Genomic DNA, 21,756 nt, shown 5'->3' with positions numbered 1-21,756 from the left:
GGGAGATGTACTTCCGGTGTTGTTCACCGGTTTCGGTCCGGTTCCCGGGGTTTGAACGGTCGCGCTCCCGGGCGCCTCGGCGGGCGCGCCGCCCGTCCGCCGCCTGCGTCCGGGGCGGGCCGGCGGGGCGCCGCAGGCGCACAGGCCGCGGCGGACGATGAGCAGGGCACGGTCGGCGGTGTAGTCCGTCCGGTCGAGCGCCGGGCGCACCCGGTGACACGTCAGGCAGAGCATAGATCTCCATTCCCCCTCATCCGCGGGAGCGGCGCGCACGGGCCCGGCCCGCCGCCCCGTGCGCATTCCCCCCGGACGCGCTCGGGACGGCGAGGCCCACAGGATGGCCCTCGGCTCCCAGCGGGACGGAACGCTAGGCCCCTCCACGTTGCATGCACGTTGCGACCGACCGATCACGGACGGTGCCGTAACCTGCCCGTCCGGGTTCCCCCGAACCGGTTGCACGGCCCGCCCGATGGGCCGATCCTCAAACCCGTCGAGGTTGTCTCCGCAGGGGAAAGGCGCTGATGGTGGTGCAGAACCAGGTGGTCGCCGCGCGCCCGCCGATCGCCGAGTCGTGGCGGCGCTCGCGCGCCGCCGGCGTGGCCGCCGGGATCGCGGCGGCGCCGCTGGTGTTCGACCGCGACACCGTCGCCGACGCCCGCGGCGCCCACCCGCTCGACCCGCACCTGCCGCTGCTGCGCGACCTGCTGCGGCACGTCGCCGACGAGACCGAGCACCTGATGGTGATCACCGACGAGGCGGGGCGCGCGCTGTGGACGCAGGGGCCGCCCGCCGTCCGCCGGGAGGCCGAGCGGATCGGGCTGATGGAGGGGTTCTGCTGGTCGGAGGCGGCCGTCGGCACCAACGGCATCGGCACCGCCCTCGCCACCGGCCGCGCCGAGTACGTCTACGCCACCGAGCACGTCGCGCACGTCCTGCACCGCTGGTCCTGCGCCGGCGCGCCGATCACCGATCCCGACACCGGACGGATCATCGGCTGCATCGACGTCAGCGCCACCGTCGAGACGCTGCACCCGGCGACGGTCGCGCTGGTCGCCGCCGCCGCGCGGCTCGCCGAGGCGCGGCTGGAGGTCGACATGCGGCGCCGCGACGAGCGGCTGCGCGAGCGGTTCCTCGGGCACCTGCGCGGCGCCGGGGTGCTGGTCACCGCGTCCGGGCGGGTCCTCGCCGCCCGCCGCGAGGACTGGCGGGGCATGCGGCTGGCCGTGCCGTCCGAGGGCGGCGCCGTCACCCTGCCCGACGGCCGCGTCGCGCTCGCCGAGCCCCTCGGCGAGGTGTACCTGCTGCGGCCGCGGGCCGGCGCCGACTCCGGCGACGGGCGCGACCCCGCCGCGGACCGGCCCGTCCAGGACCGGCGGCCGCTGCTCACCCTCGCGCTGCTCGGCACCGACCAGCCGTCCGCGCGGCTCGACGGCGTCCACCTGCCGCTGTCGCTGCGGCACGCCGAGATCCTCGCGCTGCTCGCGCTGCACCCCGAGGGCCTCAGCGGCGACCGGCTGTCGTGGCACCTGTACGGCGACGACGGCAGCCCGGTGACGGTCCGCGCCGAGATCCACCGGCTGCGGGCGCAGCTCGGCGGCGTCGTCCGCGCCAAGCCGTACCGGCTGGACTGCGCGATCGACGCCGACTTCCTCACCGTCCGGCGGGTGCTGGACGAGGGCGACGTCGCCGGGGCCGTCCGGCTCTACGACGGCGAGCTGCTGCCCCGCTCGGACGCGCCCGCCGTGCGCGCCGAGCGCGACGAGCTGGCGGTGCGGTTCCGCCGGTCCGTGCTGGCCCGGGGCGGCGCCGACGCGCTGTGGACCTACGCCCAGACCGAGCAGGGCCGCGCGGACCTGGAGGCGCTGGAGCGGCTCAGGGAGGTCCTGCCGCAGGACGACCCGCGGCTGCCGGCGGTCGCCGCCCGCCGCGCCCTCCTGCTCGACGACTAGACCCGGAGCGAGCGGCCGGGGTCAGGGGGAGCCGACGCCGGCGTCGACCAGGTGCGTGCACTCGTTGTAGCAGACGGCGCTCAGCCCGCCGCCGTCGTGCCGCCACCGCGTCAGCGACGCGTTCGCGACCGGCTCCTTCTCCACTTCGAGCACCTGCTGCTCCGTCAGGCCCTCCACCAGGTACCGGGTCATCACCACGATCGCGTCGTGGGTCACCACCAGCGCCCGGCCGCCGGGGGCTTCGGCCTCCAGGTCGCGGTAGAAGCTGCGCAGCCGAAGCGCCAGGTCCGCCCAGGACTCCCCGCCCGGCGGCCGATAGTAGAACTTGCCGAGCCGCTTCAGCCGGTCGGCCTCGTCCGGGTACCGGCGCTGCACACCGATCCAGGTGAGGCCCTGCAGGATGCCCTGCTCGCGGTCGCGGATCCGCTCGTCCACCGTCATCCGCAGGCCGCCCGGGTCCTGCGGGCGGGCGTAGGGCATCTCGGCGAGCGCGAGGCGCGCGGTGTCGAGGGTCCGCAGGTAGGGGGACACCGCGACGTGCGTCGGCCGCTCGTCCTCGGGGAGCGCGGCGAGCCAGCGGCCCAGCGCCGCCGACTGTGCCCGGCCCCGCTCCGACAGCGGGACGTCCGCGTCGCGCTCGGGGATCCCCGTCTCCTCCGCGTCCGTGCCCTCCACGGCCTGGTAGGCGAGGTTGCCGGTGCTCTCACCGTGCCGGGTCAGGTTGAGCCACTGCAGCGCATTCACGGTCGCCATGCTGCCATGGCCGGAGCCGTGCGCGGACCGCGTGCTCTACAGCCGGTAGTACTCTCTAGGGCGTGACGACCGCCCTGGCCGCCGCGATCATCGCGGTGGCGCTCCTCATCGCCGTGTACGCGCTGGTGACGGCGCTGCGCGGGCGCGCGATGGGGCTTCCCGACCTGATCGGGCTCGGGGTGCTGGAGGTGCTGCTGATCGCGCAGGCCGTCGTCGGGTCCGTCAAGCTGTCGGGCGACGAGGGGCCGAAGCACCCCGCCACGTTCATCGGCTACCTGCTGGCCGTCCTGGTGATCCCGGTCGCGGGCGCCGTCTGGGGGCTGCTGGAGCGGACCCGGTGGGGCTCCGCGGTGCTGGTGGTCGCCGGCGTCGCCGTCGCCGTCATGATCGTCCGAATGAACCAGCTGTGGAGCGGCAGTGCCTGAGCCCGACACCGGCGTCACCGGCGAACCGGCCGCCGCCGCCCGTCCCGGCGGCGAGCGGGTCCGCACCGGCACCGGCAGCGGCCCCGGCCGGCTGCTCGTCGCCGTCTACGCGATCTTCGCGCTCGCGGCCGGCGCGCGCGCGGGCGTGCAGATCGGCACCAAGTTCTCCGACGCGCCGCTGGCCTACTCCCTGTCGGCGTTCGCCGCGGCCGTCTACGTCCTGGCGACGGTCGCGCTGGCCCGCGGCGGCCGGACGTCGTTCCGGGTCGCCGTCACGGCCTGCTCGGTGGAGCTGGCCGGCGTCCTGGCGATCGGCACGCTCAGCCTGGTCGACCGCGCGGCGTTCCCGGACGCCACGGTCTGGTCCGGGTACGGCGAGGGGTACGGGTTCGTCCCGCTGGTCCTGCCGGTGGTGGGGCTGCTGTGGCTGCGCCGCACCGCCCGCCGCGCGAGCGCCGGCGGCTGATCCTTCGAGCCGCCCCGCCCCGCCGGAGTGGAACCGCGCGCCCGCCGGTCCCGCGCCGGTCCCGGGGGGCGCGCGGAGCTCGTTCCTCTCCAACACGATCATCGGTTCTGGTCCCGTCGTCGGCGGGGCGGGTCAGGCCGCCGTGGTGACCGCGTCACCGCCACCGGCCTCACCGGCGGCGACCTCCGCGGGAGCGGCTTCCGCCGGGGAAGGGTCGGCGGGCTCGGCCGTCACGGGGCCCGCGGTCACAGGGTCGGCGGTCACGGGTTTGGCGGTCACGGGGGTGTCGGCCGCTGGTTTCGCGGCGACCCGCGACGGCGGCGGGGGAGCGTCGGTCATGGTGCGCCCGCCGATCGGCAGGCTGTGGACCGCGGCCCGCGCGATCGCCTCGACCTCCTCCGCGGAGTGCTCGGCGACCGGGTTGCGGCGCATCCAGCGCACCAGCCGCAGCGGCGGCGCGAACACGATCCCGTCCGCGGTGAACGGGGACCTGGCCAGCTTGCCGCCGTGCACCGCCAGGACGGGCGTCACCGTCACCGGAGCGCCGTACTTGCCGGAGATCAGCCGCGCCGCCTCCGCGGCCCGCGCGGTCAGCCCGCCCACCAGCTTCGACTGGGTGCGGCCGTCGATGAACAGGCGGCCGCCGTGATGGGAGATCTCCGCGTCCGGCGCCCACGCCTCGTTGTGCACCAGCCACACCCCGCCCGGCCCGACGACCAGCTCGTCCGCGGTCTCGTGCCCGGGCACGACCCGGCCGTGCAGCACCCGGTGGCCGCGCCGCTCCAGCGTGAGGCGCAGCGTCCGGTCCATCCGCTCGACGCCGCGCCGCCCGCGCCGCCACACCCGGGAGGCGTTGTACAGCCGCCAGTGCACCAGCGCGTCAGCGGACGCAAGCAGAACGGCCGCCACGACTCCGAAAACGGCGTTCACCAGCAGCCCGCACAACAGCAGCGCCGCGATCGCCAGAATTGCACGGGTCCGCAACCGGCCTTTTCGGCCGCGCTGCCACAGCTCCTCGTATACCGCCTGAGGCGATCCGCCGGTGAACGCCTCACGGCCGCGGATATAGATGGACTCGCCGAGCATCACCGAACCTCCAGCACCAGCGACGACGGCCTCATTATGGCGAAAGGCCGCCGATTGCCGCCACACGTGGCGAGGTGAGGGAAACCAAGCGGTAAAGCAACTTCCGGGTCCGGAGCATTGCTTACCTGGTGTTTTGCGGAGGTTGCTGGGCCGATTCCCGGGTAGAACTTTAGAGCGTTCTAGGCGTTTTATGAAATGCGCGATGCAACTATCACCGTAACCCGCACGCGGCCTTTCGGGGCGGTGGCATTTCTCACATGGACGATCACCCGCGGCCACCGGTACGGTCGTCTGCCGCCACACTGGACGGATGCACATCAGCGCCGCCGAGGGCCTGCCCGTCCGCCATGCCGTCCCCGGGCTGCGCGCCGCGCTGGCCGCCCGCGGCGCCGCCGTCCTCGCCGCGCCGCCCGGCACCGGCAAGACCACCCTCGTCCCGCTCGCGCTGGCCGGCCTCGCCCTCGCCGCCGACCAGGGAGCGGCTCAGTCTCCGGCGGGCAAGGTCCTCGTGCTGGAACCGCGCCGGCTCGCCGCCCGCGCCGCGGCCCGCCGCATGGCCTGGCTGCTCGGCGAGCGCGTCGGCCGCAGCGTCGGGGTGATCGTCCGGGGGGAGGCGAAGCCCGGCTCCCGCGTCGACGTCGTCACCACGGGCGTGCTGCTCCAGCGCCTGCAGGACGATCCCGGCCTCGACGGCGTCGGCACGGTGATCCTCGACGAATGCCACGAGCGGCACCTCGACGCCGACACCGCGCTGGCGTTCCTGCTGGACGTCCGCGCGGCCCTCCGCCCCGACCTGCGCCTGGTCGCCGCGTCCGCGACCGCCGACACCGGGCCGTGGGCCCGCCTCCTCGGCGGCGGCGACGGTCCCGTGCCGGTGGTGGAGACCGAGGCCGCGCTGCACCCCGTCGACGTCGTGTGGGCGCCGCCGCCGCGCCCCGTCCCGCCGCCGCACGGGATGCGGGTCGACCCCGCGCTGCTCGCGCACGTCGCCGCGACCGTCCGGCGCGTGCTCGCCGAACGCGACGGCGACCTGCTGTGCTTCCTGCCGGGCGTGGGGGAGATCGGCCGCGTCGCCGGGCAGCTCGCCGGCGTCCCCGCCGAGGTGCTGCAGGTGCACGGGCAGGCGCCGCCGGCGGTGCAGGACGCCGTCCTCGCGCCCGGCACCGGGCGCCGCGTCGTCCTCGCCACCTCCGTCGCCGAGTCCAGCCTCACCGTCCCCGGCGTGCGGATCGTCGTGGACGCGGGCCTGGCCCGCGAGCCGCGCACCGACCACGCCCGCGGGCTCGGCGCGCTCACCACCGTCCGCGCGTCCCGCGCCACCGCCGAGCAGCGCGCCGGCCGCGCCGGCCGCGAGGCGCCCGGCACCGTCTACCGGTGCTGGACGCGGGCCGAGCACGACCGGCTGCCCGCCCGCCCCCGCCCGGAGATCGAGCTGGCCGACCTCGCCGGCTTCGCGCTCCAGGCCGCGTGCTGGGGCGACCCGGACGCGAGCGGCCTCGCCCTTCCCGATCCGCCGCCGGCCGCCGCGATGGACGCCGCGCACGCCGTCCTGCACGCCCTCGGCGCCGTCCGCGACGGGCGGGTGACCCCGCGCGGGCGGCTGCTGGCGGGCGTCGGCCTGCACCCCCGGCTGGCCCGGGCCCTGCTCGACGGCGCCCGCGAGGTCGGCGCGCGCGACGCGGCCCAGATCGTCGCGCTGCTCTCCGAGCCGCCGCCCCGCGCGGCCGGCGACGACCTCACCGCGGCCTGGCGCAAGCTGCGCCGCCAGTCCCGGCCCGCCGACGGCCACGCCGCCCGATGGCGCGACGAGACCCGCCGCCTCGGCAGGTCCCTGCCCCCGGCGGCGGACCGGCCCGGCGAGCCCGCGCGCGGCGGCGACGACCGGGTGGCGGGGAGCGTGGTGGCGCTGGCGTTCCCGGAGCGGGTGGCGCGGGCGCGGCCGGGCGGCGGCGGGTACCTGATGGCGTCCGGGACCGGGGCGGTGCTCGCGGACGGGTCGGCGCTGGCCGGCGCGCGGGCGCGGTGGCTGGCGGTGGCGGCCGCGGACCGTCCGGCCGGGTCGGCGTCGGCGCGGGTGCGGCAGGCCGTCGTGATCGACGAGGACGTGGCCCGGGCCGCGGCCGCGCCCCTGCTGGAGACGGTGGACGAGGTGGCCTGGCGGGACGGGGATGTGGTGGCGCGGCGGGTCGAGCGGCTCGGCGCGATCGAGCTGGACGCGCGGCCGCTGCGCGACCCCGACCCGGAGCTGGTGCGCGCGGCGCTGCTGGAAGGCGTGCGGGCCGAGGGCCTCGGGCTGCTGGACTGGACGCCGGCGGCCGTCGCGCTGCGGGAGCGGCTGGCGTTCCTGCACGGCGCCCTCGGGGATCCGTGGCCGGCGGTCGGCGACGCGGCGCTGCTGGACCGCGCGCCCGAGTGGCTGGCGGGCGCGCGGCGGCGGTCGGACCTGCGGCGGGTCGACGTGGCGGCGATGCTGCGGGGGCTGCTGCCGTGGGAGGCGGCGGCGCGGCTGGACGAGTACGCGCCGGAGCGGATCGAGGTGCCGTCGGGGTCGCGGATCCGGGTGGACTACGGCGGCGAGCGGCCGGTGCTGGCGGTGAAGCTGCAGGAGCTGTTCGGCTGGGACGCGGCGCCCCGGCTCGCGGGCGGGCGGGTGCCGCTGGTGGTGCACCTGCTGTCGCCGGCGGGCCGGCCGGCGGCCGTCACCGCGGACCTCGCGACGTTCTGGCGCGAGGGCTACAAGGCCGTCCGGGCGGAGCTGCGCGGCCGCTACCCCAAGCACCCCTGGCCCGAGGACCCCACCACGGCCCCGCCGACCCGCCGCACCAACCCCCGCCGCTGACGGCCCGCCCTCCGCCGCCGGCGGTCAGGCGCGGGAGGCGATCAGGACCTCGATGCCGTCGAGGATGCGCGCGAGGCCGAACTCGAAGGCGTGCGCGGGGGCGACGGCGGCGTTGTGCTCCATCCCGGCGGCGGTGCCGACCCGGGAGCTGAGCGGGTAGTCCCGGCCGCCGGTGTCGATCTCCTCCAGCAGCGGTGCGAGGGCCTCCCACCACTGGGCGTCGGTCATGCCGCTGCGCCGCTCGGCCTCGGCGGCGTTGACCGAGACGCGCGCCGAGCTCTCGGCGAAGCCGGTGACGAGCGCGACGACGGAGTCCATCTCCAGGTCGGTGAGTCCGATGCCGTCGACGGCGCGCAGCTCGGCCTCGTACTTGGCGAACACGGCGGGGCCCATGGGCGGGCGGACGGCGGCGACGTGCAGCAGCCAGGGGTGGCGGTGGTACAGGTCCCAGTTGTCGCGGGCGATGTGCTCGAGCCGTGCCCGCCAGCCGCCGGGCACGCCGTCGGCGGGGGTGAGCTCGGCCATGGCGCGGTCGAGCATGAGGTCGATCAGCTCGGCCTTCCCGGGGACGTAGGTGTAGATCGACATCGGCGCGACGCCGAGCTCGTCGGCGATGCGGCGCATGGACAGCGCGTCCAGCCCCTCGGCGTCGGCGAGGGCGATCGCGGTGCGGACGATGCGCTCGGCGGTGAGCTTGGGCTTGGGGCCGCGCTTGGGCCGGTCGGGCACGCCCCACAGGAGCTCCAGGCTGCGCCGCGGGTCGCCGCCCCCGCTGTACTCGGTCGTCACGCCCGCATCCTCCCAGGGATGAAACTCTGTACGACGTACGTTATAGTCTCCGCGATGGTTAATCCGTATTGTGTACGGAGTTTCGGGAGACCCATGACAGAGCCACAGGCCGCGGTCGACGCGGCCGGACTGCGCAAGACCTACGGCGGGACCGCCGCCCTGGACGGGCTGGACCTGCGGGTGCCCGCCGGCACCGTGCACGGGCTCCTCGGCCCGAACGGCGCGGGCAAGACCACCTGCGTGCGCGTCCTCACCACGCTCGCCCGCCCGGACGGGGGCCGCGCCGCCGTCGCCGGGCACGACGTCGTCCGGGCCCCCGAGCTGGTGCGGACGCGGATCGGCCTCGTCGGGCAGCACGCCGCCGTCGACGAGGTGCTCACCGGCCGGCAGAACCTCGTCATGTTCGGCCGCCTCCACCACCTCGGCGTCCGCGGGGCGCGCCGAAGGGCGGACGAGCTGCTGGAGCGGTTCCGGCTCGCCGACGCCGCCGACCGCCCCGCCGGGACGTACTCCGGCGGCATGCGGCGCCGCCTCGACCTCGCCGCCGGGATGATCCTCGCGCCGGCCGTGCTGTTCCTCGACGAGCCCACCACCGGCCTCGACCCGCGCAGCCGCATCGAGGTGTGGGACGCGGTCCGCGCGCTCGCGGGCGGCGGCACCACCGTCGTCCTCACCACCCAGTACCTGGAGGAGGCCGACCGGCTCGCCGACGCCGTGTCCGTGATCGACCGCGGCCGGGTGATCGCCGAGGGCGCGCCGGACCGGCTGAAGGCCCGCCTCGGCGGCGACCGGCTGCGGATCGTCGTCGAGGACCCCGGCGCGCTCGGCGCCGCCGCCGCGATCGCGGGCCGGGTGTCGGGCGCCGAACCGGAGGTGGACGCCGGTGCCCTGGCGGTCGGCGCGCCCGTCACCGACCCGGTCGCCGCGCTCACCGGCGCCGTCCGCGCGCTGGACGAGGCGGGCGTGCGGGTCGCCGACATCGGCGTGCGCCGCCCCACCCTCGACGAGGTGTTCCTGCACCTCACCGGCGGCCCCGCCGCGGGACCGGGCGGGCCGGCGGGCGGAGGGCCGGCCCGCGACGAGCCGGCGCACGACGACAAGGAGGTCTCCGCGTGACCGCGCCACCGTACGTCCCGCAGGTCCCGCGCACCCCGCTCGGGCGGCTGCGCTGGGCGGCCGCCGACGGCTGGACGCTCACCCTGCGCGCCCTCACCCACTGGGCGAAGCGCCCCGAGCAGCTCGCCATGAGCCTGCTGTTCCCGGTGATGGTCGTGCTGATGATGGGCTACCTGTTCGGCGGCCAGATGGACGTCCCCGGCGGGGACTACCGGGCCTTCATCGTCCCGGGCATGTTCGCCATGACGATGGTGTTCGGCGTCGAGAGCACCTTCACCGCGATCGCCGTCGACGCGGCCCGGGGCGTCTCGGACCGGTTCCGGGCGATGCCGATGGCGCCGTCGGCCGTCGTCGTCGGGCGCGGCGCCGCCGACCTGGTCGACTCGCTGCTCGTGCTCGCGGTCATGGCGCTGTGCGGCGTGCTGATCGGCTGGCGCGTGCACGGCGGGCCCGGTGCGGCGCTCGCGGGCCTCGGCCTGCTGCTGCTCCTGCGGTTCGCGCTGATCTGGGTCGGGATCTACCTCGGCCTGGTCGCCAGGGGCCCCGAGTCGGTCATGATGATCCAGATCCTGGTGTGGCCGGTCGGGTTCCTGTCGAGCGCGCTCGTCGCGCCGAGCACCATGCCGGCCTGGCTCGGCGCGGTCGCCGAGTGGAACCCGATGTCGGCGACCGTCACCGCGTGCCGCGACCTGTTCGGCGACCCGTCGCGGGACGCGCTGGCGAGCGGTTCCTGGGCGGCCGGGCACAGCGCGCTCCTCGCGGTGGCGTGGCCGCTGGCGATCACGGCGGTGTTCCTGCCGCTGGCCGTCCGCCGCCACCGCGCGCTCGGCCGCTAGCGCCGCCGGTGCCCTGCCGCTAGCGAGCCCGGTGGCCGGCCTCTAGCGCGCCCGGCCGAGCAGTCCGGCGCGGTGCCGGGCCAGGGCCAGCGCGGGGTAGCACGCCTCGGGCAGCGGTTCCGCGCCGTCCAGCGCGGTGCGGAGCCGCTCGCCCACGGCCGCCGCGTCGTAGGGCTGGACGACGCACAGCTCGGCCTGCATCGCCTGCCGCGCCGCCGTCATCAGCGCCGGGACGTCACCGACGATCACGACCTCGGTGGGGGAGTCGCCGTAGGACAGCCGGACCGCCAGCGCGTGCATGCCCGCCGTGCCCGCGTCCTCGTAGCGGAACTCGCACACCAGCCGGTCGCCGTCCAGCGGCCCCTCCTGGATCAGCCACGCCTGCCCGGGGACGACGCGGCCGAGCGAGCCCTCCCACGGCGCCGCCGGGAGATCGCGCAGCGCGTCCGCCGCCTTGCCCGCGGCGGTGCGCCCGACGGACGGGCCGATCGCGGCGAGCGCGCGCAGGAACGTCCGGGCGCCGGGCGTCGCCGCGGCCCGCAGTGACATGATCAGGTCGCCGAGCGCGGCGCGCCGGCCCGCCTCGTGCGGGGCGGCGGCCTCCAGCGTCCCGAGCTGCGCGGACGTCCACACCTCGGCCTGCAGCGCCCCGGGCAGCGCGGGCAGCGCGTCCGCCTCCCGGACGAAGGCCGCGTAGACCTCGCGGAGGCCGGGAAGCATCAGCCGGGGGCCGGGGGACGGTCGGGTCCTGCTCATCCAGCCAGCCTATGGGACGCGCCTCCGTGGTCCCCGTCACGCCGTCCCCGTCACGCCGTGGCCCCCGCGCGCGGAGCCGAGGTCAGGCGGGGACGCTGAGCAGCGTCCGCCCGCCGGGGCCGAGCGTGCGGACCTCGAACCGCCTGATGTCGGCGGGCTTGATCGCGGCGCCGCCCTGCACGGTCAGCCGCGGCTGCGGGGAGCCGGGCAGGCCGTACCCCTTGGCGGGGACGGACCAGCCGGCGACGGTGTGGGCGCGGCCCGCGCCGTCCACCGCGACGAGCTCGCACTCCAGCGGCCCGCGGACCTTGCTGAGCTGCAGCGCGACCCGGCTGCCCCACGGGGTCCCCTGCGTCGCGACGGTCCCGGACGCCCCCGTCCCCGCGTCGGAGGCGGTCGTCCGGTGCCCGTCGCGCAGCAGCGCGGCGGCGCCGTCGGCGGCCCCCGGCGAGCGCGCGGGGGCGGGGGACCGGTCGGTGCCGGCGGTGTACCCGGCGCCGAGCGCACCGGCCAGCAGGACGAGCCCGGCGGCGGCGCCCACCAGCGCCCGCGCCGTGCGGCCGCGGCGCTCGCGCCGGATGCGGCGGTGCAGCAGCTCCGGAACCGGCGCCGGCTCGGGCAGGCCGCCCGGCGCCTCGGCGATCGGGCCGATGCCGTCCAGAGTCGCGGCGACGCCGCTGAGCGCGGCCAGCTCCTCGTGGCACGGCAGGCAGGACGACAGGTGCGCCTCGAACGCGCGCCGGTCGGGCTCCTCCAGCAGGCCGAGGGCGTAGGCGCCGACGTCGACGTGCGCGGCGGGCGCGGTCATGGCGTCACGCCTCTCTCCTCCAGGGCGACCCGCAGCGCCCGGAGCGCGTAGTAGACCCGCGACTTCACGGTCCCGACCGGGATGCCGAGGTGCCGGGCGGCCTCGTTCACCGACCGGTCCCGGAAGAAGGTCTCGTTGAGCACCTCGCGGTGCGCGGGCGACAGGGCGAGCAGGGCCTCGGAGACGACGACGGAGCGCAGCAGGTCCTCCAGCCCGTCGGGGACGCGCATGTTCTCCAGCGGCCCCTCGCCCGCCTCCTGCGGCCGGGCGTTCTTGCGGCGCTGGTCGTCGATGACGATCCGGCGCGCCACGGTCGCCAGCCACGGCAGCAGCGACGCCGCGTTCTCGTCGAGCTGGTGCGCGCTGCGCCAGGCGCGGATCATGGTCTCCTGCACCACGTCCTCGGCCCAGTGCCGGTCGCCGCCGGTGAGCCGCAGCACGAACGACAGCAGCGGCCGGCCGTACACCCGGTACAGCTCGGTCACGATCACCTGGTCGTCGACCGCGCCGGCGGGCCGCGGGCCGCGGAACCAGCTCCAGGGACCGGACGCGGCGGGAGGGCGGGCGCGGGACGGCGCCGCGGTGGACGATCTGTTGGCCATCGTGCTCTCCGGCGGGTGCGGGGGCGGGGACGCGGCGCACGGGACGGTGCGCGGTGCGCCGGGTGTGGCGTCGGGAGGCAGTACGCGACGGGGGCGACGGCCGGTTCAAGGGGTGCCGGAAACGGCATCGGACCGCCGTCCCGCTCGCCGTTTTGCGGTGGTTATTCCGGTAGCGCCCTTGCTTGTTCGCTAGGTATTACTTACTTGAGGGCGCCGACGGCGACGCCGTCCCGTCCAAGTGGCCGAAAAAGACGTCACACGAGAGCGGAGGAGGCGACGCACGGCCCACCTATGCCACCCGGACGACCGCGGCGATCCTCCATCAGGCAACACTCACTCCACAGTGGAGCGAATGCGGGGCAACCGGCCCTCTATTTGCTCGGAGGACGAGGGGCGGATTCGGAGTGGAAGGGAAAGAGCGACACGCGCTGCACTACCGCCTGCTCATGGCGGTGGACATCCAGGGGTACAGCAAGCGGGACACCAGCGAGCAGCTGCTCGCCCAGCGCCAGCTGTCGGAGGCGCTCGACCGCGCCGCGCGCGGCGTCGGGCTCGACCGGTCCCGCTGGGACAAGCAGGTCGGCGGCGACGGCGAGCTGGCCACGCTCCCGGACGGGATCGACCCCGCGCCGGTGGCGGGCGACTTCGCCATCGGGCTCGCGGGCGCGCTGCGCGAGATCAACCGCGCGGCGGCCGACGCGGGCGCCCGGTTCCGGCTGCGGGTGCGGCTCTCGCTGCACCACGGCACGCTGACCGCCGGGCCGTTCGGGCCCGCCGGCGACGCGCCCATCGTCGTCCAGCGGCTGCTGGACGCGGGGCCGCTGCGCCGCCTGCTGTCCGCCGACCCGGAGCGCGACCTGGCCTACGTGGTCTCGGACTCGCTCTTCGACGACGTCGTGCGAACGGGGTTCTGCGCGCTGCGCCCGGACGCGTTCCAGGCCGTCAAGGTCACCGCCAAGGGCGCGGTTTTCCGCGGCCACATCCTCACCGACCGGGCCGCGCTCGCGCCGGCCGGCGGCTCCGGCGGCGGGAACGACGGGAGCGGCGGGCAGGGCGGTGAGGGCCCGGCCGACGACGCCCGCGTGTTCGACTTCCCGGCGCTGGCGGCGCGCTGACGTGTCCGGGACCGTCCTCCGGGAAGTGATCGGAACCGGGCGCGGTTGTGCCCTGGAGACGATCACGACCCGGGAGGCGGACGATGGCGGACGACGCGGCACTGGTGAAGCTGCTGGAGGAGCGGGACCTCGGCGTGCTGGCCACGCTCAAGCGGGACGGGCGGCCCCAGCTGTCCAACGTCAACTACCACTTCGACGCGGCGTCCCGGCTGATCCGCGTCTCGATCACCGCCGACCGGGCCAAGGCCCGCAACCTGCGCCGCGACCCGCGGGCGAGCCTGCACGTCAGCGCGCCGGACGGCTGGTCGTACGCGGTCGCCGAGGGCACCGCGGAGCTGACCGCGGTGGCCGCCGACCCGCACGACGCGGCGGTGGAGGAACTGGTCGACGTGTACCGCGCCATCCGCGGTGAGCACCCCGACTGGGACGAGTACCGGCGGGTGATGGTGCAGGACGGGCGGCTGGTCCTCAAGCTGCACGTCGAGCACCTGTACGGGATGGCCCGCTCCTGACGCCGCGGGGCCGGGTGCGCGCGCCGCGCCCCGGCCCCCCGCGCCAAGTCCCGGCCCTCGCGCCCGGCGGCGACCGTCAGTGGACCTGGCCGGACGGGCGCAGCACGACGGAGTTGACCTCGACGCCCGCCGGCTGCGCCAGCGCCCACACGATGGACTCGGCGACGTTCTCCGCCGTCATGACGGGCCCGTCGGGCACGCCGTCCTGCCGGGAGTCCCAGAACGGCGACTCGACCCGTCCCGGCGAGACCAGCGTGACGCCGACGCCCGAGCCGGTGACGAGCACCCGGACGTTCTCCGCCAGCGCCGTCACCGCGAACTTGGTCACCGAGTAGAAGTTGCCGGGCGTGTTCTTCACGCCCGCGGTGCTGCCGACCAGCACGATCCGGCCGCCCGCCATGCGCAGCGCGGGCAGCGCCGCCCTGACCAGCAGCGCCGGGCCGAGCACGTTGGTCAGCAGCATCTCCCGCCACCGCTCGGGGTCGCCGTTCGCCAGGTCGTCGTGGGTGGAGAAGCCCGCGTTGGCGACCACGTGGTCGAGCCGCCCGAACGCGGCGACCGTCCCGTCCACCGCCGCGCCGACCGCCTCGGGGTCGGACGCGTCGCCGGGGAAGGTCAGCAGGGCGTCCCCGGCGCCGGCGTCGGCGGCGAACGCCTTCAGCCGGTCCTCGCCGCGCCCGGTGATCGCGACGCGGTGGCCGCGGTCGAGCAGGATCCGGGTGGTGGCCGCGCCGATCCCGCTGCCGCCCCCGGTGACCAGGGTGACCGGGGCGCCGTCCGCCGATGTGCTCATCGTGGGTCCTCATCCTCATCGTGGTGCCGCCGCCGGTGCGGCGAACGCGGACGATCATGAGCGTACGGCGCGCCGCCGCGTCCGGACCAGCGGGCGTGCCCTCGGCCGCCCGCCGGTCCGCCGTGCCGTCGCCCGCCGTGCCGCCGTGCCGTCGCCCGCCGTGCCGCCGGGCGCCGGCGCCGCTCAGCCGGGGAGGAGGGCGGCGAGCACGCGGTTGTCGCCGTGCTGCCAGAGGGTGCCGACCTCGCCGAACCCGGCCGCGCGCAGCGCGTCGGCGTGCGCCGACAGCAGCCGCGACGGCGAGCCGTGGTGGCCGGTCACCTCCTCCCCGCTCGCGCCGCGCAGCTCGGCGAAGGCGGGGTCGGCGCCGATCGCCTCCCACCACTCGGCCCAGTTCTCCGGGCGGGCGCCGGCGGCGCGGCGGGCCCGCCGCCGCTCGCGCAGCGCGGTGTCCAGCCCGGCCAGGCCGGGCGTGACGTCGTCGACCTGCAGGTCGTCGCCGTTGAGGAACAGCCCGCCGGGCCGCAGCAGGGTGGCCAGCTCGGCGTAGACGACGCGCAGATCGGCGGGGGAGATCCAGTGCAGCGCGGTGGTGGAGACGGCGGCGTCGGCCTGCCGGGGCAGCCGCAGCCGGGCCGCCCAGCCGGGCTCGCGCAGGTCGAGCGTGGTGAACGCGATGCCGTCGCGGCCGGCGTGCACGGCGCGGCCGAGCGACAGCAGGAGCGGGTCGGTGTCGATGGCGACGACGGTGGCGCCGGGCATCCGGTCGAGGATCCGGCCGGCGAGGGAGCCCGGACCGCAGCCGAGGTCGAGCACGAGCGGGTCGGGCCGCCCGGCGGCGGCCTCGACGGCGTCGATCATCGCGGTGAAGCGCTCCTCGCGGTCGGGCACGTAGCCCTCCTGCTGGGCGTCCCAGCGCGCGATCCAGGTGCCGGCGGTCTCCTGGTCGAGCAGCGTCATGACCCCTCCTGTGACTGTCATGTAGCCTTTGGACAGTTACACGCTAAACCGGAAAGGCGTAACTGGTCAAGTGAACTTCAACAGTCACACCGATGGCGTGGTGGCGGACACCGTCGCGCTGGTCAACGAGCTGACCGAAGGGGAGAGCCGCGGGCGCCCGCACCCGGTGCCCGACGTCGTCGCGGCGGGCGAGGCGTTCCTGGAGCGGGCCGGCTGGCCGCGCCGGCTCACCGCCGACCAGGCCGCGGAGCTGGCCGCCGTGGCCCGCGAACTGCGCGCCGTCTTCGAGGCCGTCGCCGCCGGCGACCTCGACGACGCCGCCGAGCGGGTCAACCGCCTGCTGGAGGAGACGCAGGCCAGGCCCCGCCTGGAACGCCACGACGGAGAGCCCTGGCACGTGCACTTCCACGGCGTCGGCGACACCATCACCGCCGACTGGGGCGCGTCCTGCGCCACCGGCCTCGCCGTCGTCCTCGGCGGGGAGCTGTACGACCGGCTCGGCGTGTGCACCGCGCCGCACTGCGACCGCGTCTACGTCGACACGTCCCGCAACGGCAAGCGCCGGTTCTGCTCGACCGCCTGCCAGAACCGCGTCAAGACGGCCGCGTTCCGTGCGCGCGCACACACGGCATGACCACTGCGGAGCGAGATTCATATACGCGGTGGTGCATTCCCTCGCCCGCGGTTGCGGCCGCCGTACCGGCGCCGGACGCGGCCCCTAGGCGGCGCACCGGTTCCGTGTAACGCTGGCGGTCCGCCACCACCGGGAGACGACGATGTGCGACGCCGACCCGACGTTACCGCCGGCGGTGGCGAGGGCCCTGGAGGAGTACCGCGAGCTGCTGCGCGAGCACGGCCCGACCTGGGGAGAGCCCGCCAACGGCTTCGTCCGGCAGATCGAGACGAGCGCCTTCCTGCTGGACGAGACCGACTTCTGGATCATCGGCCTCCAGCGGCTCCTGGCGCGGTACCCGGACGCCACGCCGGAGGAGATCGACGCGCGCGTCCCCGAACTCGTCGCCGCCGAGGTCGTCCGCGACGCCCTCGCCGGCCGGGTCCTGGACAACCTCGCCGCGCTGCGCCTCACCCCGGACGGCGCGTCGCTCGAGAGCGTCCCGCGGACCCTGCCGGACGGCCGGGACCTGCGCACCACGCTGCTCATCGACTCCTCGCGCGCGGCGCCCGCCACCGTCCGCGTGGACGGCGCCGACCACGACATCCCGCCCGGCGGCGTCCGGCTCGTCCCCCTCACCTCGGGAAGCAGCGTCACCGCCGACGGCACGCCGATCGCGCTCGACGGGCTGGTCAGGCGCGTCCCCACCGGACGGCTGCGGCTGCGCGCCGGGACCCCGTGCCGCTGGACGGTCATCGGCGCCGACGGCCAGGGCTGGTACCCCGGCGGCGCCCCCGAGCGGATCGACGCGCACCGCGCCCCCTACTTCCACGGCGACGACCTCGTCCTCGACGTCCCCGCCGAACCGCTGACCGTCCGCGTCACCCGCGGCATGGAGCACGGCACGGCGGAGAAGGCCGTCACCCCGGAGGCCGGCGCGGAGACCCTCGTCGAGATCGCCCCGGAGCGGCTCTACGACGCGGCCGCCAGGGGCTGGTACGGCGGCGACATGCACGTCCACATGAACTGGACGGGCGACACCGTCGGGACGCCCGCGCAGGCCGCCGCCGTCCAGCGCGGCGAGGACCTGCACGTCCTCAACCTCGTCGCCGGGAACGTGGCGGGCGAGCGCGTCTACGACCGCGAGGCCCTGGAGCACTGGGCCGGCGACGACCTGCCCTGGTCCGACGCGACCCACCTCGCCCGGCTCGGCGTCGAGTACCGCAACGACCTGCTCGGCCACCTGTACGCGTTCGGCGTGGACGTCCCGCCCGGCCGCTACCACACCGGGTTCGCCGGCGCCCCCGACTGGCCGCCGAACGGCGAGGGCTACCGCGAGCTGCGCGAACGCGGCGCGCTCATGGGATACAGCCACCCGTTCCACCTTCCGGCGGACGACGGCGACCCGCCCGCCGCGCTGCTGACCTCCGGCCGCAACTGCTCGGCACGCGAGATCGTCGCCGACGCCGCGCTCGGCCTCGTCGACACCCTCGACGTCGTCAACCACTCCTCGATCCAGGCGACCGCCGTCATGTACCGGCGGCTCCTCGGCGCCGGCAACCGGCTGGCCGCGACCGCCGGGACGGACGCGATGCTGTCGTTCCAGCGGCGCGGCAACCAGTCCAGCCCGCCCGGCTGGGGCCGCGTGTACGCCCGCGTCGACGGCCCTCTCACCGCCGCGTCGTTCGCCGACGCCGTCCGGCGCGGCCGCACCTTCGCCACCACCGGCCCCTGGCTGGAGCTGGAGGTGGACGGGCACGGCCCCGGCGACGTCCTCGACCTCGCGCCCGGCGACCGCGTCACCGCGACGGCCCGGACCGTCGGCCCCGAGGTGGCGAGCGTCCAGCTGCGGACCGCCGACGGCGTCATCGCCGAAGGGCCGCCCGGCGAGGTCACCGCCGAGCTCACCGTCGACCGCCCCACCTACCTCGTCGCCGTCGCCGCGGGGCCGCCGCACCCGCGGTCGATGAGCCGCGGCGGCGCGTTCGCCCACACCAGCCCCGTCCACCTGCACGTGGACGGCAGGCCCGCCGCCCGCGAGGACGACCTGCGCTGGTGCCTGGACTACCTCGACGGCCTGGAGGACATGATCCGCCGCGCCGCCCGCCTCGGCGGCCCCGAGCAGCTCACCGATCACCTCGGCCTCCTCGACCGCGCCCGCGCCGTCTACCGCACCCGGCTCGCCGGGACCTGAGCCGGGCGCGCCCGGACGTGAGCGCGGCGCGCGGGGAGGGAGTGCGGCGCGCCGGGAGTGCGGGGCTTGTGCGCCGGTACCCGGCTGGCTACCGTTCGGTAGTCCCGACGGGGAAAGGCCGACCATGCCCTACGAGATCGAGGCGACCGCCGCCACCACCGCCGCGCCCGGGGAGATCTTCCGGCACCTCGCCGTGCCCGAGGCATGGGGCGCCTGGGGCAGGTTCCCGACCCCCGCCAAGCAGACCCGCAAGGGCGACACCACCACCTACGGCGTCGGCACGGTCAAGTCGATCTGGCCCGCCGCGGAGCAGACCGTCGCCTACGAGCCCGACACCCACTTCGCCTACATCGCGCTCAAGGGCCTGCCCGTCCGCCACTACCGCTGCGACGTGCACCTCGACCGGCGCGGCACCGGCACGTTCATCCGCTGGCACGCCCACTTCGAGCCGCTGGTCCCCGGCACCGGCCCGGTGCTGCGCCTCGGCCTGAAGGCGATGATCGACGCCTTCACCCGCTGGCTGCCCGCGCACGCCGAGCACTGCCCGCCCGACTGCCCCGCCCGCCGCGCCGGCGACCTCTGACGCCTCCCCCCGGGCGGGCGGGACGCGGAGAAAAAGGTGCAGGCCGAGAGCACCCCGCAGTTCCCTCGGCCTGCACGTTCTGAGCCCCCCTCGGGCGATCAGCCCGGATGATCCGGGCCGTACACCTCCCACAGCTCGCCGGCGAAGAACCGGCCGAACCGCAGCAGCGTCCCCAGCCCGTCCGGGCCGGACGTGCGGAAGGTCGTCAGCTGCCGCGCGAAGTCCGACAGCTGGATGTGCAGGACGCCCGCCCCCGCGACCGGCGCCCCGTCCTCCGCGTCCTCCGGGACGTGACCCTCCAGCAGCCGCACGTACAGCGTGGAGGTGTCCGGCCAGATCCGCGTCGGCGGACCGTGCAGGACGTTCTTGTGCCCCGCGAGGGTCAGCGGGCGCCCGGCCCCGTCGGTGAAGTACAGCCGGTACTCCATCAGCCGGCGGTCCTCCCCGCCGTCCGGGACGAACAGGTTGAACCACCCCCGCTCCACCTCGCGGCGGCCCCCGTGCCCCGTCGCGTCGACCCACCCCTCGGCCGTCGCGGTGTGGCCCGGCTCGCTCAGGAACCGGTCCACGTCGTGCGCGGTGATCGTCAGCCGGAACGCCAGCGGGATCCGCCCGCCGGCCAGCTCCCCGATCCGCGCGTCGCTCTCCCCGTAGGTGATGAACCCCTTCATCTCCTCGGTGAACGACAGCGACGTACGGCCGGGCGCCGCGGCGGACGGTCCCCCCGGACCTCCGCGGCTCCCCGAGCCCTGGCCGTACGCCGAGTCGCGCCCCGCCCCGTCCGGCGAGCCGGCACCCCCGGCCGGCTCGGCCCCCGTGTCGGACGGGACGGTCCCCGCACCCTCCGGCCCGCCCGCGCCCCCGCGGCCGGGCAGGTCCTCCAGCAGCCGCGTCGCCAGCCGGTCGGCCTGCGCGGCGATCGTGAGCGAGGGGTTCGGGCCCACCGGACCCGGCATCGCCGCCCCGTCGGCGATGTACAGGCCCGGGAACCCGAACACCTCGCCGAAGGCGTCGCAGACGCCCTCGCCCGGGTGCGCCCCCATCGGGGCGCCGCCCAGCGGGTGCACCGTGACGATCCGCTTGCGGAACCACATCGGGTTGTCGGCGTAGTGCGCGCCGAGCACGTCCGCGATGCCCTGCATGGTCTTGCGGACGCGGGTGAACAGCGCCTCGCTGGTCTCGGTCGTCCAGTCCGCGGCGAGCCGGCCGCCCTTGAGGCGCAGCCGCCCGTCCGCGGTGTCGCGGCCCATGCCGAGCAGCGGCAGCGAGCTCACCGTCAGCGCCCCGTCCCCGATCAGCTCGGAGATCTCCTTGGACAGGTTGGTGTCCGGCGCGTCCTTGAAGAACTCGGTGAACCGGCCCCACAGGAACTTCACGGCGCGCTCGATCTCGTGGCCGGTGTCGAAGCCCTGCACGATCCAGTCGGCGAACGCCGGGTAGCCGCCGTCCTCGATGTAGGCGCCGCGGCCCGCGCCGGGCACCCCGTCCAGCTCGTCCGGCAGCCGGATCGCGGTGGTGATCACCGGGCCGCGCGCGGCGTCCAGCGGCCGGACGCGGTTGCGGTCCTTGGCGTTCAGCAGGAACGTCAGCAGGTCGCCGTTGCCGCTGAACCGGCTGCCGAGCGCCTCGCTCAGCCCCGGGAACGCCTCCCGCGACCTCAGCAGCAGGAACGTCGTCCCGTAGGTGCCGGCGCCGAGGATCAGCCGGTCGCAGGAGATCGTCGCGACCCGCGGCCGGCGCGCCTCGACGGTCAGGTCGGCGTGGTGGACGTAGTCGACCTCGTATCCGCCGCCCGGCCGCGGCCGGATCGCCTTCACCTCGTGCGAGGTGCGGATGTCGGCGCCGTGGTGCGCCGCCGCCGACAGGTAGCTGTGGTCGAGGCTGTTCTTGGCGCCCTCGTTGCAGCCGATGTCGCACTCGCCGCACAGCCGGCACGTCCGCCGCCCGACCCCGTGGACGTTGCCGTAGGCGGGGTCGGCGATCGGCAGGCTGATCCCGGGCGTGCCGCCCGGGCGGTCGGCGAAGCTCACCGCCAGCGGCGGCAGCGTGATGTCCAGGCCCAGCTCGGCCGCCGCGTCCTGCATCGCGTGCGTCTTCGGGGTGTCGTCGAACGGCGCCCGGTCCAGCGGGTACGGCGTCGCGCCCAGCATCCTCTCGACCGCGTCGTAGTGCGGGTCGAGGTCGGCGCGGGAGATCGGCCACGACTCGTACCCGCCGCCGCGCATCGGCTGGTCGTGCACGAACCAGTGCTCGTCCTTGCGCAGCAGCACGTTCGCGTAGATCAGCGAGCCGCCGCCGAGACCGGAGGACACGACCGAGTCGCAGCCCTCGAAGCTCCACACGTCGAACATCCCGTACAGCCCGGCCGCCGGGTCCCAGAACGCGCGGCCCATCTGCGCGGGGGAGCGGGGGAAGCTGCCCGGCGGGTACGGCTGCCCGCGCTCCAGCAGCACCACCTGCCGCCCGGCCTCCGCCAGCCGGTACGCGGTCACCGAGCCGCCGAAACCGGAGCCGACGACGACGGTGTCGGCGTGCTCGACGCTCTCGCGGGGGGCGCCCAT

General features: G+C 76.1%; 20 protein-coding genes. 11 read left to right on the top strand and 9 right to left on the bottom strand.

Annotated features, from left to right (window positions below):
- The first annotated feature begins 521 nt into the window (after positions 1 to 521).
- Positions 522 to 1,949 carry a helix-turn-helix domain-containing protein gene (locus J4557_RS00630; protein WP_208264315.1) on the top strand — a complete coding sequence of 476 codons (1,428 nt, stop codon included), beginning with the start codon at positions 522 to 524 and terminating at the stop codon, positions 1,947 to 1,949.
- A 21-nt stretch (positions 1,950 to 1,970) separates the two neighbouring features.
- Here the strand turns inward: J4557_RS00630 and J4557_RS00625 are convergent, their stop codons facing one another.
- Complete coding sequence (locus J4557_RS00625; RefSeq protein WP_208264314.1) at positions 1,971 to 2,702, bottom strand: histidine phosphatase family protein; 732 nt, start codon at positions 2,700 to 2,702, stop codon at positions 1,971 to 1,973.
- 62 nt (positions 2,703 to 2,764) lie between these two features.
- Between J4557_RS00625 and J4557_RS00620 the strand changes: the two genes are divergently transcribed.
- Positions 2,765 to 3,127, top strand: coding sequence for a hypothetical protein (locus J4557_RS00620; protein ID WP_208264313.1), 363 nt, complete (start codon positions 2,765 to 2,767; stop codon positions 3,125 to 3,127).
- Between the two features lie 91 nt (positions 3,128 to 3,218).
- On the top strand, positions 3,219 to 3,593 hold the full coding sequence (locus J4557_RS00615) for a hypothetical protein (RefSeq protein ID WP_208264608.1): 375 nt from the start codon (positions 3,219 to 3,221) through the stop codon (positions 3,591 to 3,593).
- Positions 3,594 to 3,725: 132 nt separating this feature from the next.
- Here the strand turns inward: J4557_RS00615 and J4557_RS00610 are convergent, their stop codons facing one another.
- Entirely contained in the window at positions 3,726 to 4,679 is a 954-nt protein-coding gene (locus J4557_RS00610; RefSeq protein ID WP_208264312.1) for an NERD domain-containing protein, read from the bottom strand.
- A gap of 310 nt (positions 4,680 to 4,989) precedes the next feature.
- Here J4557_RS00610 and hrpB point away from each other — a divergent pair, with 310 nt between their 5' ends.
- Positions 4,990 to 7,518 carry an ATP-dependent helicase HrpB gene (gene hrpB / locus J4557_RS00605; RefSeq protein ID WP_208264311.1) on the top strand — a complete coding sequence of 843 codons (2,529 nt, stop codon included), beginning with the start codon at positions 4,990 to 4,992 and terminating at the stop codon, positions 7,516 to 7,518.
- A gap of 24 nt (positions 7,519 to 7,542) precedes the next feature.
- On the opposite strand, the gene J4557_RS00600 is transcribed toward hrpB, so the two are convergent.
- Positions 7,543 to 8,307: a TetR/AcrR family transcriptional regulator gene (locus J4557_RS00600; protein WP_208264310.1), complete on the bottom strand. Its 765-nt coding sequence runs from the start codon at positions 8,305 to 8,307 to the stop codon at positions 7,543 to 7,545.
- Between the two features lie 93 nt (positions 8,308 to 8,400).
- On the opposite strand from J4557_RS00600, the gene J4557_RS00595 reads away from it, so the two are divergent.
- Together J4557_RS00595 and J4557_RS00590 are read left to right on the top strand one after the other, a co-directional pair.
- Complete coding sequence (locus J4557_RS00595) at positions 8,401 to 9,423, top strand: ATP-binding cassette domain-containing protein (RefSeq protein WP_208264309.1); 1,023 nt, start codon at positions 8,401 to 8,403, stop codon at positions 9,421 to 9,423.
- Positions 9,420 to 10,259 carry an ABC transporter permease gene (locus J4557_RS00590; RefSeq protein WP_208264308.1) on the top strand — a complete coding sequence of 280 codons (840 nt, stop codon included), beginning with the start codon at positions 9,420 to 9,422 and terminating at the stop codon, positions 10,257 to 10,259. Before J4557_RS00595 ends, J4557_RS00590 begins: the two co-directional genes overlap by 4 nt.
- Positions 10,260 to 10,301: 42 nt before the next feature.
- On the opposite strand, the gene J4557_RS00585 is transcribed toward J4557_RS00590, so the two are convergent.
- The 3 genes from J4557_RS00585 to J4557_RS00575 form a co-directional block, all read right to left on the bottom strand.
- Complete coding sequence (locus J4557_RS00585) at positions 10,302 to 11,015, bottom strand: hypothetical protein (RefSeq protein WP_208264307.1); 714 nt, start codon at positions 11,013 to 11,015, stop codon at positions 10,302 to 10,304.
- Between the two features lie 82 nt (positions 11,016 to 11,097).
- Positions 11,098 to 11,823, bottom strand: a complete 726-nt coding sequence (locus J4557_RS00580; protein ID WP_208264306.1) for an anti-sigma factor family protein — start codon at positions 11,821 to 11,823, stop codon at positions 11,098 to 11,100.
- Entirely contained in the window at positions 11,820 to 12,425 is a 606-nt protein-coding gene (locus tag J4557_RS00575) for a sigma-70 family RNA polymerase sigma factor (protein WP_151545513.1), read from the bottom strand. The genes J4557_RS00580 and J4557_RS00575 overlap by 4 nt, the downstream gene beginning before the upstream one ends.
- A gap of 404 nt (positions 12,426 to 12,829) precedes the next feature.
- Between J4557_RS00575 and J4557_RS00570 the strand changes: the two genes are divergently transcribed.
- Both J4557_RS00570 and J4557_RS00565 read left to right on the top strand, forming a co-directional pair.
- A complete protein-coding gene (locus tag J4557_RS00570; RefSeq protein WP_208264305.1) occupies positions 12,830 to 13,540 on the top strand; it encodes a hypothetical protein in 711 nt (236 codons plus the stop codon).
- A gap of 83 nt (positions 13,541 to 13,623) precedes the next feature.
- Entirely contained in the window at positions 13,624 to 14,052 is a 429-nt protein-coding gene (locus tag J4557_RS00565; RefSeq protein WP_208264304.1) for a PPOX class F420-dependent oxidoreductase, read from the top strand.
- Positions 14,053 to 14,128: 76 nt separating this feature from the next.
- On the opposite strand, the gene J4557_RS00560 is transcribed toward J4557_RS00565, so the two are convergent.
- Together J4557_RS00560 and J4557_RS00555 are read right to left on the bottom strand one after the other, a co-directional pair.
- Positions 14,129 to 14,845: an SDR family oxidoreductase gene (locus J4557_RS00560; RefSeq protein ID WP_208264303.1), complete on the bottom strand. Its 717-nt coding sequence runs from the start codon at positions 14,843 to 14,845 to the stop codon at positions 14,129 to 14,131.
- A gap of 183 nt (positions 14,846 to 15,028) precedes the next feature.
- A complete protein-coding gene (locus tag J4557_RS00555) occupies positions 15,029 to 15,805 on the bottom strand; it encodes a class I SAM-dependent methyltransferase (protein ID WP_208264302.1) in 777 nt (258 codons plus the stop codon).
- 70 nt (positions 15,806 to 15,875) lie between these two features.
- Here J4557_RS00555 and J4557_RS00550 point away from each other — a divergent pair, with 70 nt between their 5' ends.
- From J4557_RS00550 to J4557_RS00540, 3 genes are all read left to right on the top strand, one after another.
- Positions 15,876 to 16,439: a CGNR zinc finger domain-containing protein gene (locus tag J4557_RS00550; protein WP_208264301.1), complete on the top strand. Its 564-nt coding sequence runs from the start codon at positions 15,876 to 15,878 to the stop codon at positions 16,437 to 16,439.
- A gap of 142 nt (positions 16,440 to 16,581) precedes the next feature.
- Positions 16,582 to 18,612: a CehA/McbA family metallohydrolase gene (locus tag J4557_RS00545; RefSeq protein ID WP_208264300.1), complete on the top strand. Its 2,031-nt coding sequence runs from the start codon at positions 16,582 to 16,584 to the stop codon at positions 18,610 to 18,612.
- Positions 18,613 to 18,736: 124 nt separating this feature from the next.
- Positions 18,737 to 19,195, top strand: a complete 459-nt coding sequence (locus tag J4557_RS00540) for an SRPBCC family protein (protein WP_208264299.1) — start codon at positions 18,737 to 18,739, stop codon at positions 19,193 to 19,195.
- A 98-nt stretch (positions 19,196 to 19,293) separates the two neighbouring features.
- On the opposite strand, the gene J4557_RS00535 is transcribed toward J4557_RS00540, so the two are convergent.
- Entirely contained in the window at positions 19,294 to 21,756 is a 2,463-nt protein-coding gene (locus tag J4557_RS00535) for a GMC oxidoreductase (RefSeq protein ID WP_208264298.1), read from the bottom strand.

The sequence above is a fragment of the Actinomadura nitritigenes genome, from assembly GCF_017573545.1.
In the GTDB taxonomy this organism is placed as follows: Bacteria; Actinomycetota; Actinomycetes; order Streptosporangiales; family Streptosporangiaceae; genus Spirillospora; species Spirillospora nitritigenes.
This window is presented reverse-complemented; position numbering and strand designations above follow the sequence as displayed.

Coding starts and splice junctions, on each gene's coding strand:
- J4557_RS00565 (WP_208264304.1), top strand. CDS start 13,624: ATGGCGGACGACGCGGCACTGGTGAAGCTGCTGGAGGAGCGGGACCTC.
- J4557_RS00540 (WP_208264299.1), top strand. CDS start 18,737: ATGCCCTACGAGATCGAGGCGACCGCCGCCACCACCGCCGCGCCCGGG.
- J4557_RS00575 (WP_151545513.1), bottom strand. CDS start 12,425: ATGGCCAACAGATCGTCCACCGCGGCGCCGTCCCGCGCCCGCCCTCCC.
- hrpB (WP_208264311.1), top strand. CDS start 4,990: ATGCACATCAGCGCCGCCGAGGGCCTGCCCGTCCGCCATGCCGTCCCC.
- J4557_RS00555 (WP_208264302.1), bottom strand. CDS start 15,805: ATGACGCTGCTCGACCAGGAGACCGCCGGCACCTGGATCGCGCGCTGG.
- J4557_RS00560 (WP_208264303.1), bottom strand. CDS start 14,845: ATGAGCACATCGGCGGACGGCGCCCCGGTCACCCTGGTCACCGGGGGC.
- J4557_RS00585 (WP_208264307.1), bottom strand. CDS start 11,015: ATGAGCAGGACCCGACCGTCCCCCGGCCCCCGGCTGATGCTTCCCGGC.
- J4557_RS00610 (WP_208264312.1), bottom strand. CDS start 4,679: ATGCTCGGCGAGTCCATCTATATCCGCGGCCGTGAGGCGTTCACCGGC.
- J4557_RS00630 (WP_208264315.1), top strand. CDS start 522: ATGGTGGTGCAGAACCAGGTGGTCGCCGCGCGCCCGCCGATCGCCGAG.
- J4557_RS00625 (WP_208264314.1), bottom strand. CDS start 2,702: ATGGCGACCGTGAATGCGCTGCAGTGGCTCAACCTGACCCGGCACGGT.
- J4557_RS00545 (WP_208264300.1), top strand. CDS start 16,582: ATGTGCGACGCCGACCCGACGTTACCGCCGGCGGTGGCGAGGGCCCTG.
- J4557_RS00535 (WP_208264298.1), bottom strand. CDS start 21,756: ATGGGCGCCCCCCGCGAGAGCGTCGAGCACGCCGACACCGTCGTCGTC.
- J4557_RS00595 (WP_208264309.1), top strand. CDS start 8,401: ATGACAGAGCCACAGGCCGCGGTCGACGCGGCCGGACTGCGCAAGACC.
- J4557_RS00580 (WP_208264306.1), bottom strand. CDS start 11,823: ATGACCGCGCCCGCCGCGCACGTCGACGTCGGCGCCTACGCCCTCGGC.